9 protein-coding genes and 1 riboswitch are annotated in these 9,469 nt (G+C 70.3%); of the genes, 4 read left to right on the top strand and 5 right to left on the bottom strand.

The annotated features are described in order from the left end of the window. Positions 1–448: 448 nt before the first annotated feature. Genes ACFWGZ_RS35800 through ACFWGZ_RS35790 form a run of 3 tightly spaced genes read left to right on the top strand, consistent with a single transcriptional unit; the run spans position 449 to position 3,317 of the window. Positions 449–1,513 carry an outer membrane lipoprotein carrier protein LolA gene (locus ACFWGZ_RS35800; protein ID WP_382456023.1) on the top strand — a complete coding sequence of 355 codons (1,065 nt, stop codon included), beginning with the start codon at positions 449–451 and terminating at the stop codon, positions 1,511–1,513. Next, a complete protein-coding gene (locus tag ACFWGZ_RS35795) occupies positions 1,510–2,514 on the top strand; it encodes an ABC transporter ATP-binding protein (RefSeq protein WP_382456022.1) in 1,005 nt (334 codons plus the stop codon). Before ACFWGZ_RS35800 ends, ACFWGZ_RS35795 begins: the two co-directional genes overlap by 4 nt. After that, the gene (locus ACFWGZ_RS35790) at positions 2,511–3,317 is read left to right on the top strand and encodes an ABC transporter permease (protein WP_382456021.1); all 807 of its coding nucleotides are present in this window, start codon (positions 2,511–2,513) and stop codon (positions 3,315–3,317) included. The genes ACFWGZ_RS35795 and ACFWGZ_RS35790 overlap by 4 nt, the downstream gene beginning before the upstream one ends. Here the strand turns inward: ACFWGZ_RS35790 and ACFWGZ_RS35785 are convergent. The 4 genes from ACFWGZ_RS35785 to ACFWGZ_RS35770 all read right to left on the bottom strand — a co-directional run bounded on the left by ACFWGZ_RS35785 (position 3,314) and on the right by ACFWGZ_RS35770 (position 7,618). Next, positions 3,314–4,078: an SDR family oxidoreductase gene (locus ACFWGZ_RS35785; RefSeq protein WP_382456020.1), complete on the bottom strand. Its 765-nt coding sequence runs from the start codon at positions 4,076–4,078 to the stop codon at positions 3,314–3,316. The genes ACFWGZ_RS35790 and ACFWGZ_RS35785 overlap by 4 nt on opposite strands. Positions 4,079–4,080: 2 nt before the next feature. After that, positions 4,081–5,034: an ABC transporter ATP-binding protein gene (locus ACFWGZ_RS35780; RefSeq protein WP_382456019.1), complete on the bottom strand. Its 954-nt coding sequence runs from the start codon at positions 5,032–5,034 to the stop codon at positions 4,081–4,083. Continuing rightward, positions 5,034–6,641, bottom strand: a complete 1,608-nt coding sequence (locus ACFWGZ_RS35775) for an ABC transporter permease (RefSeq protein ID WP_382456018.1) — start codon at positions 6,639–6,641, stop codon at positions 5,034–5,036. The genes ACFWGZ_RS35780 and ACFWGZ_RS35775 overlap by 1 nt, the downstream gene beginning before the upstream one ends. Further along, positions 6,617–7,618: a thiamine ABC transporter substrate binding subunit gene (locus ACFWGZ_RS35770; protein ID WP_382456017.1), complete on the bottom strand. Its 1,002-nt coding sequence runs from the start codon at positions 7,616–7,618 to the stop codon at positions 6,617–6,619. The genes ACFWGZ_RS35775 and ACFWGZ_RS35770 overlap by 25 nt, the downstream gene beginning before the upstream one ends. Beyond that, positions 7,612–7,722: riboswitch (TPP riboswitch) on the bottom strand. (Overlaps the previous gene by 7 nt.) A gap of 34 nt (positions 7,723–7,756) precedes the next feature. Here ACFWGZ_RS35770 and ACFWGZ_RS35765 point away from each other — a divergent pair. Then, on the top strand, positions 7,757–8,050 hold the full coding sequence (locus tag ACFWGZ_RS35765) for a 4a-hydroxytetrahydrobiopterin dehydratase (protein ID WP_382456016.1): 294 nt from the start codon (positions 7,757–7,759) through the stop codon (positions 8,048–8,050). 3 nt (positions 8,051–8,053) lie between these two features. Here the strand turns inward: ACFWGZ_RS35765 and ACFWGZ_RS35760 are convergent, their stop codons facing one another. Beyond that, complete coding sequence (locus ACFWGZ_RS35760; protein WP_382456015.1) at positions 8,054–9,256, bottom strand: mannosyltransferase; 1,203 nt, start codon at positions 9,254–9,256, stop codon at positions 8,054–8,056. Positions 9,257–9,469: the final 213 nt, after the last annotated feature.

The following is a 9,469-nucleotide window of genomic DNA, read 5'->3' as shown; positions in this document are numbered from 1 at the left end:
AACGCAACAGGCGTGCCATCAACCCGCCGAGGGCGCGGTGCCCCCGATCAGATTGCCGGGGGTTCGGGGGCAGAGCCCCTGAGGGGAAGCACGCAACGCAAGCCGGCCGCCCGCAAGGTGACCACCCGCCCGCCCGCAACCCGCAAAGCGACAACCCACCCAGCCGCAGCCCGCAAAGCGACCACCCGCCCGGTGACACCCCGTCCGGTGACCACCCGCAAGGCCACCTCCGCCCGATGACCACCAAGCCGCCCGGCCACATCCACCCGGCCACATCAACCCGGCGACCACCAAGCCACCCGGCCACCCACCCCCTAGGGGTAACCCCAAACCACCCCGAAAAGATCACCCACAACGCACAAACCCCCAGCTGGGACTAGTCTCAGCACCATCTCAGCAACCTCCCCCCAAGCTAGAACCACAAGCCCTTGGAGGAGGGGACCACAAGATGAACAAGCGAAAGGTGACCCTGGCCGCGTCAGCAGCCGTGGTGGTCACCGGTGCGGCAGGCCTGAGCCTGCTCGCCATGCCCGCAGGCGCAGGCCAGCCACCATCACTTCCGCAGGTCTCGGCCGAGACCCTCGTCGAGCAGGTCCTGACCAGCAAGCCGGGAGCGTTCGGCGGCACGGTCGAGGTCGACAACAAGCTGGGGCTCCCGGCGATCGCCGAGATCCCGCAGCTGGCCGACGGCAAGCACAGCGCGCGGATCTGGACCGACGGCAACGGCAAGGTGCGCCTGGCCCTGCCCAACGGCCAGTCCGAGCAGACCATCGTCGACGACGGGACGACCACCTGGTCGTGGAACTCCGCGGACAACGAGGTCACGAAATCGGAGCACAAGAACACCGGCGAGCCCGAGGCCGGCCGGAAGTCGGTCGACCCGGCCAGCGCGGCCAAGGAGATCGTCGGCAAGACCAAGGAGTTCAGCGACATCAGCGTCGACGGCACCGCCCGCGTGGCGAACCGTGCCGCCTACGAGCTCGTGCTGACCCCCAAGGCCAGCGAGAAGACGCTGGTCCGCGAGGTGCGGATCGCCGTCGACTCCGAGCTCAAGATGCCGCTGCGCGTCGCCGTCCTGACCAACGGCACGGCGGAGCCGGCCGGCACCGTCGGGTTCAAGGAGATCAACGTCGGCCCGCAGGACTCGAAGCTCTTCGAGTTCACGCCTCCGGCCAATGCCGGCGTCACGACGCCGGAGGCCAAGGAGCAGCAGCGGGGCGAGAAGCCGGAGCTCGGCATCGAGCAGGCCCTGCAGGGGGAGAACCCGCAGGTCTTCGGCACGGGCTGGGACACGGTCGTCGGCGCGAGGATTCCCGCCCAGGCCATGACCCAGGTCCCGGCTGAGGCACAGGGGCTGGTCGACCGGTTCACGAAGAAGGTCAGCGGCAGCTGGGGCAGCGGTCAGCTCTTCACGACCAAGGTCGCGACGGTGCTCATCGCCGACGACGGCCGCGTGGTCGCGGGCGCCGTGCCCGAGCAGGTGCTGTTCGACACGATCGGACAGGTGAAGTGACCACCTCGACCAGCGCGCCGGTGACAGCGCCGACGAAACCGGCTGTCGCCGCGCGGACCAGGGGTCTGCGCAAGGAGTACGGCAGCACGGTCGCCGTGGACCGCGTGGACCTGGAAGTGCCGGAGGGGGCCGTGCTCGGCATGCTCGGCCCCAACGGGTCGGGCAAGACGACCACCATCCGGATGCTGCTCGGCCTGGTCCGCCCCACGCAGGGGGAGATCGAACTGCTCGGCAGGCCGCTCCCGGAGGGCGCCGAGCAGTCGCTGCCGCACGTGGGCGCGCTGGTCGAGGGTCCGGGGTTCCACCCGTTCCTCAGCGGGCGGGAGAACCTCGTCCGCTGTGCGGCGTTCGAACCCCTCCTGCCGAAGAAGCAGATCAAGCAGGCGGTAGAGGACGCGATCGAACGCGTCGGGCTCGCCCAGGCGGCCCACCGCCGGTACCGGGGGTACTCGCTCGGCATGAAGCAACGTCTCGGCCTCGCCGGGGCGTTGCTCGTGCCGCGCAAGCTGGTCGTGCTCGACGAGCCGACCAACGGGCTCGACCCGGCGGGCACCCGCGAGATCCGCAAGATCATCGCGGAGCTGCACGCGGCCGGCAGCACCGTCGTCGTCTCCAGCCACCTGCTGAGCGAGGTGGAGGCGACCTGCACGCACGTCGCCGTCCTGCACCGCGGGACCGTGGTGGCGCAGGGCGAACTGACCGAACTGCTGCAGGCGGGCGGGTCGGCGCTGCAGGTGGTCACGCCGGACGTCGAGACGGCGCTCAGCGCGTTGCGGCAGGCGAAGATCTCCGCGCGGCCGCTGAACGAGGGTCTGCGCATCGAGCTCGCGGGGACGAGCGCGCCGCAGGTGATCGAGACGCTCGTCAAGGCGGGCGCGCAGGTCTTCGAGGCGACGCGGTGGAAGACGGGGCTGGAGGAGCTGTTCGCGCGGCTCACCGAGGCCGAGGAGGCCGAGCGCGGGATGTCCGCGGTCGACACCCTGGACGGGGGCTCGCGATGATCACGCGTCAGTTCGGTTCCGAGTTGCGCTGGATGCTGCGCAGGCCCCGCACGCTCATCGGGCTGTTCGGCCTGGTGCTCGTGCCGATCATCATCAGCTTCGGCATCTGGACCGCGGGCGACGAGGGCGGTGGCGGAGGTCCGGGGATCGCCGCGATCCTGCAGGGCAACGGCATGGTCGTGCCGATCTTCACGCTGTTCCTGTCGCTCAACCTGCTGCTGCCGCTGGTGGCGTCGATCTGGGCGGCGGACGGGCTCGCGGGCGAGGCCCAGCACGGCACGTTGCGCGGCCTGCTGGTCGCTCCGGTGTCACGGGTGCGGCTGCTGTTCGTGAAGCTGTTCGGGCTCGCCGCGATGTCGCTGCTCGCCGTCACGCTGATGGCGGTCGTCGGGATCATCGCCGGCACCGCGTTCCTGGGCACCGACGGCATGATGACGCTCTCCGGCACCACGCTGAGCACCGGCGAGGGCCTCGTGCGCATCGCGTTGTTCGTCGTGCTGGTGACGTTCCAGATGGTGTCGATCGGCGCGGTGGCCCTCGCGGTCAGCTCGGCGACCGAGCACCCGCTGGTGGTGCAGGCGGCCACGATGACGACGATCATCGTGTTCCAGGTGCTGGCGCAGTTCTCCTCGCTCGACTGGCTGCACCCGTTCCTGATCACGACCGGGTTCCCCGGCCTGATCGACGTGATGCGCGACCCGATCCCGCTCGACCAGATCTGGGACAGCACGCTGCTCGCGGGCTGCTACCTGCTGATCGGCACGGGCCTCGCGGCGATGCGCCTCATCACGAAGGACAACTAGCGCCGGAAACCGCCCTCGCTGTTGATCACCTGTCCGGTGATCCACCCGGCGTCGGCGGTGCAGAGCCAGGAGACCAGCCGGGCGGCGTCGTCCGGCAGGCCCCAGCGCTTCGACGGCATCCGCTCGTTCACGAAGTCCGTGAGCTCCGGTCCCGCCCACCCCGTGTCGGTGGGACCGGGGTTCACGGCGTTGACGGTGATGCCCCGGTCCGCCAGCTCGTGCGACAGGGTGGCCACGATCGCCGCCAGAGCGCCCTTCGACGCCGCGTAGGCGATCTCACCGGGCATCGGCCCGAGGTTCTGCCCGGACGTCATGAACACGACCCGGCCGCCATCGGTCCCGTTCCACTGCCGGGCAAACGCTTGCGCGAGCAGGATCGACGACCGCGTGTTCACGGCGTAGTGCGCGTCGAGCATCGCCGCGTTCAGCTCCCCCAACGGCCCGTCGCCCCCGGACCGCGCGTGGTTGCACACCAGCACGTCGACGTGCCCGTGGGCCTCGACGGCCGCGGCCATCAGCCGGTCCGGCGCGTCGGCCTCGGCCAGGTCCACGCCCAGCCCCGGCGCGCCGATCTCCGCCAGCACCTCGCCGACGGAGTCCGCGCCCCACGGCTGGGCGGCGTCGTGCGGGACGTGGTGCTGCACGAACAGCTCCGCGCCGAGGCCCGCGAGCCGTGCCGCGATCGCGTAGCCGATGCCCTGCCGCCGGCTCACACCCGTGACCAGGGCGACGCGTCCCCCGAGAAGTCCCATGAGGCGCATGCCTACCCGACGCGCGCGACGCCGTCCAAGTCGATTGCGAGCCGCACCTGGTCGCCGACCTCGCTCATCGGACCGACGGCCTCGTACTCCTCGCCGCCGATCTCCACGAGCAGCCGCACGTGGTCGCGCCGGTGCACCCGTTCCAGCACGGTGCCTTCCAGCAACCCGTCGGGGTCGACCCGCAGCGCCGTGGCGCGCAGCCCGACCCGTTCGACGTCCAGCCCCACGAACGAGCCGGGCACGAACCTGCCGCACCCCAGGAACTTCGCCGTCTCCACGTCGACCGGCGACGACCACACCTCGGCGGGCGGCCCGACCTGCACGATCCGGCCGCGCGACATGATCGCCACCCGGTCGGCCAGCGTGAACGCCTCGTCGTGGTCGTGCGTCACGACCAGCGCCGTCGTCGCCGCCTCCCGCAGCAGCCGCGCCAGGTCGACCGCGAGCTGTTCGCGCAACGCCCGGTCGAGCGCCGACAGCGGCTCGTCCAGCAGCAGCAGCCGCGGTGACGGCGCCAGGGCCCGCGCCAGCGCGACCCGTTGCTGCTCCCCACCGGACAGCTGGGTCACGCGGCGGCCCGCGTACCCCTCCAGCCCGACCAGTTCGAGCAGCGACAGCACCCGCTTGTCCCGCGCCTCCCGTTCGACCTTCCTCATCCGCAGGCCGAACGCCACGTTGCCCGCGACGGTCCGGTGCGGGAACAGCTGCCCGTCCTGGAACACCAGCCCGAACTCGCGCCGGTGCACCGGCACCCCGGCGAGGTCCGCGGAGTCCCACCGCACGGCACCGGAAGTCGGCTTCTCCAGGCCCGCGACCGTGCGCAGCAGGGTCGACTTCCCGCAGCCCGACGGCCCGAGCAACGCCACGACCTCGCCGTCGGCCACGGACAGCGACACGTCCGACACCGCCACCGTCCGTCCATAGCGGACGGTGATCGAGTCCAGTTCCAGCGCCATCAGAACTCCCCGCTGCTCGGCACGCGCAACCGTTCGATCACCAGCACGCACCCGACCGTCACGACCATCAGCAGCGCGCACGCCGCGTAGGCCATCTGGCTGTTCAACTCGCCCGGCCGCGACATCAGCCGCGCGATCACCACCGGCAGCGTCGGCGCGTCCGGCCGCGCGAGGAAGCTCGTCGCGCCGAACTCCCCCAGCGCCACCACGTACCCGAACCCGGCCGCCGCCGCCAGCGACCGCCCGGCCATCGGCAGGTCGACCTCGCGCCACACCCGCCACGGCGAGGCACCCAGCGTCGCCGCCGCCTGCCGCAGCCGTTCGTCGACGGCCCGCAGCACCGGCAGGACCATCCGCACCACCAGCGGCGTCACGACCAGCGCCTGCGCCAGCGGTACCAGCATCGGTGAGGTGCGGAAATCGCCCGGCAGCGCGTCCATCGTGATCAGGTACCCGAACCCGACCGTCACCGCGGACACCCCGAGCGGCAGCATCAGGGCGGTGTCGAGCACCTCGGCGAAGCGGCTGCCGGACCGCCGCAGGCCGACCAGCACCACCGCCGAGAACACCCCGACGACCAGCGCCACCAGCGTCGCGTCGAACGCCGTCCGCAACGAGTGCACCGCGGCGTCGATCCCGGTCACCGCCAGCGTGCCGCGATCGCCGCGGGTGTTCAGCGCCACGTACCCGGCGAAGCTCCAGCCGTCCCGGGTGGACAGTGAACGGGTGATCAGCCCGGCGACCGGCGTCAGCAGCGCCACCACGACGGCGAACGCGGCACCGACGACGTACCACTCGCCCCCGGACGGCCTGCGCGCCAGTTCTTCCCTGCCGCGCAACGACAACGCGGTCTCGCGCCGGCGCCGCGCCAGTGCGCCGAGCACCAGCACCGCCAGCACCGCGGCGAACTGCAGCAACGACAACGCGGCTGCTCCGGACAGGTCGAACAGCTCGACCGTCCGCAGGTAGATCTCGGTCTCCAGGGTCCGGTACCGCGACCCTCCGAGCACCAGCACGACACCGAAACTGGTGGCGCAGAACAGGAACACGACGGCGGCGGCCGACCCGATCGCGGGCGCCAGCGCCGGCAGGACGACGGAGACGAACGCGCGCGGCCGCGAAGCCCCGAGCGCCCGCGCCGCGTCCTCGGCGCGCCGGTCCGTGTGCGCCCACAGCCCGCCGACGGTCCGCGCGACCACTGCGACGTTGAAGAACGCGTTGGCCAGCACGATCGGCAGCACCCCGCCGTCCGGCCAGAACGTCCGGAAGGCCAGGCCCACCACCACGGTCGGCAGCACGAACGGCACCATGACGGCAGCCCGGACCAGCCCCAGCCCCCGGATCCGGCACCGCGCCAGCACGAACGCCAGCGGCATCCCGGCGACGACGGCCACGATCGTCGACGCCAGGGCCTGTCCGAGGGTGAAGCCGACGAGCTCCCAGGTGTCGCCCTCGAAGAGCGACTTCAGGACACCGCCCTCGCGGAGCCCGAGCGACACGATCGCCAGCACGGGCCACGCGAAGAACAACCCCAGGAAGGCCAGCGGCAGCAACGCCGCCGCGGACCACCACGTTCGGGAACTCAGCCCTGCACCAGCTTGCGCCACTGCTCGACCCACGCTTCGCGGTTGTCCTTCACCTTGTCCGCGGGCAGCGTCTGCGGGTTCGACGGCAGCGGCGCGTCCTTGGTCCACGACTCGGGCAGCGCGACGCCCTCGCGCGACGGGTAGACGTACATCTGCTCGGCGACCTGGGCCTGGAACTTCTCGCCCAGCAGGAAGTCGAGGACCTTCTTCGCGTCCTCGGGGTTCCTGGCGCCGGACAGCACGCCCGCGTACTCGACCTGGCGGTAGCAGGTGTCCAGCACGGCCTTGGTCTTGCCGCCCTCGGCCGACGGCGACGACGCGTACGACACGACGATCGGCCGGTCGCCCTTGGTGGCCGAGAACTCCTGGTTGTAGGCCTCTTCCCAGCCGCTCACGACCTTGACGCCGTTGGCCTTGAGCTTGGTCCAGTAGTCCTGCCAGCCGTTCTCGCCGAACTTCGCGACCGTGCCGAGCAGGAACGCGAGACCGGGCGAGGAGGTGGCCGGGTTCTCGACGACCAGCTTGTCCTTGAACTTCGGGTCGACGAGGTCCTCGTACGACTTCGGCTCGACACCGCCGAGCTTGGCCGGGTCGATGTTGAGGCACACGTCACCGACGTCGACGGCGTGCAGCTTGTTCGAGGTGTCGGCCTGGTAGCGCTGCGCGCCCTTCGACGCCTCCGGCGAGGCGTACTCGGCGAACACGCCCTCGTTCAGGGCGCGCGAGGCGAACGTCGAGTCGACGCCGAACGCGACGTCGCCGATCGGGTTGGACTTGGTGAGCACGAGCTTGTTCGTCAGCTCGCCGGCGTCGCCGCTCGCGAGCTGCTTCACCGTGATGCCCGAGGACTTCTGGAACTCGTCCAGCACCTCCGGCACCACCGCGAACGAGTCGTGCGTCACCAGCGTGACCTCGCGCGACTGCGGCGCGCCGGACGTCCCGGCCGAGCAGCCGGTCAGCGCGACGGCCGCGGCGAAGACAGCAAAGATCCTTCTCACGTCAAACCTCTCCCTACGCCGGTATGACCCGGATCAGGTGGACGGTCGAGGGCTTGCGAGCCCTCCTCTCAGCCCGGCGCTTCACCGGACTCCCGTGGCAAACGCGCAGCCTACGTGACGTGGTGGGACGATCAGGACATGGCTGAGCTGTTGAGCGACGACCAGTTGGACGACGTGCTGCCGAAACTGCCCGGCTGGACCGCCCAGGACGCGTCCCTGGTGCGCACGGTCGAGCTGGAGAGCTTCGCGCGGGCGATCATGGTGGTGAACCGGGTCGCCGAGATCGCGGAGAACGACAACCACCACCCGGACGTCGACATCCGCTACAAGACGCTGACATTCCGCCTGAGCACGCATCACAAGGGCGGCATCACCGCACTGGACGTGACCCTCGCCGAGGAGATCGACGGGGTCCTGGACGCGCTGGCCTGACCGTCAGCCGACGGCCGGGCTCGCCGCGGCGTCCTCGTCCCGCGCGGGCGCCGCGGCCTTGCGCCTGGCCGCCAGCCCGATCGCGACGAGCGTGAGCACGCCCGCGGCCGGATAGCCCCAGCCGAGCACGACGAAGATCCACGGCCGTGGGAAGTCCCAGATGTTCGGCTGGGCGAGCAGCAGGAACGAGATCAGGTAGCCGCCGGTCAGCACCACCCACAGCCCGGCGGTGATCGTGCACAGCAGGTGCCCGCCCTCGTAGACGAGCCACAGCAGGGCCGGGACCATCCACACCCAGTGGTGGCTCCACGAGATCGGCGAGACCAGCAGGCCGAGCACCTGAACGCTGACGATCAACGCCAGCACGTCCTTGGTCTTGCTGACGGCGAACCACGTCAGCGCCGCGGCGACGAGCACGGCAACGATGTAGACGGGCCCGGTCTTGACGTCGTAGCCGAACGTCCGGCTCAGCGCACCGCGCATCGACTGGTTGATCGCGCTGCCGACCGGCCCGACGCGACTCGCGTCACCGAGGAGCTGGAACCAGAACTTGTCGGACTGGGCCGGTGAGATGGCCCACCCGATCCCGTACACCACGACAAAAGCGACGAACGACCACACAGCGGCCATCCACCGCCGTTGGATCAGGAAGAACAGCCCGGAAATGGCCGGAGTCAGCTTGATGCCGGCTGTGAAACCGACACCGGCGCCACCGACCCAGTTCCGCGCGCTCGCGAGCGTGCCGATGAGGATCGCGCACAGCACGAGGTTGATCTGGCCGTAGTTGAGCGTGGTGCGCACCGGCTCGATCCACAGCACCAGCGCGGTCCAGAACATCGCGCGGCGCGGGTCGTCCAGCTTCAGCAGCCTGAGGCTGGTCCGGACGATGAAGTAGAGGCAGGCGAGGCAGATGAGCTGCCAGACCCACCGCGACGCCTCCCACGGGATCCAGCTCATCGGCGTGAAGATCGCCGCGGCGAACGGCGGGTAGGTGAACGGCAGCGGGAACACGTCCGCGTACTGGTCGAGCCGCCACTCGTAGAGGTCGCCGGAGAACAGGTGCGGCGACCCGTTGCGGTAGACCAGCAGGTCGATCATGGTCATCTTCGTCTGGAAGGCGACCATGAACAGGTGCCCGACCACCGACGACGCGAGCAACCACGGTGCTACGGAGAGCACGCGCGCTTCCACAGCACGGAGTTTCACCCCGAAAACGTTACCCGAGGCAACTTTTGTGGGTACCCGAGCGTCAAGTAGTCGGGAGATCGCGTCAAGGGGAGTTTTTCCAGTCATGTCTGCTGATGTCATCGTTGCCGTTGTCGCTGCTCTGGCCATGTTGGCTGTCGCCGCCGGTGTCTTCGCCGCCGCCGCCCGCACCAAGAACAGCTTGTGATCGTTGAACCGCAAGCGAAAGGGGGG

Source organism: Lentzea sp. NPDC060358 (assembly GCF_042725365.1).
Lineage (GTDB): Bacteria > Actinomycetota > Actinomycetes > Mycobacteriales > Pseudonocardiaceae > Lentzea.
The sequence above is the reverse complement of the archived record's forward strand: the minus strand, read 5'-3'. Positions and strand labels throughout refer to the sequence as shown.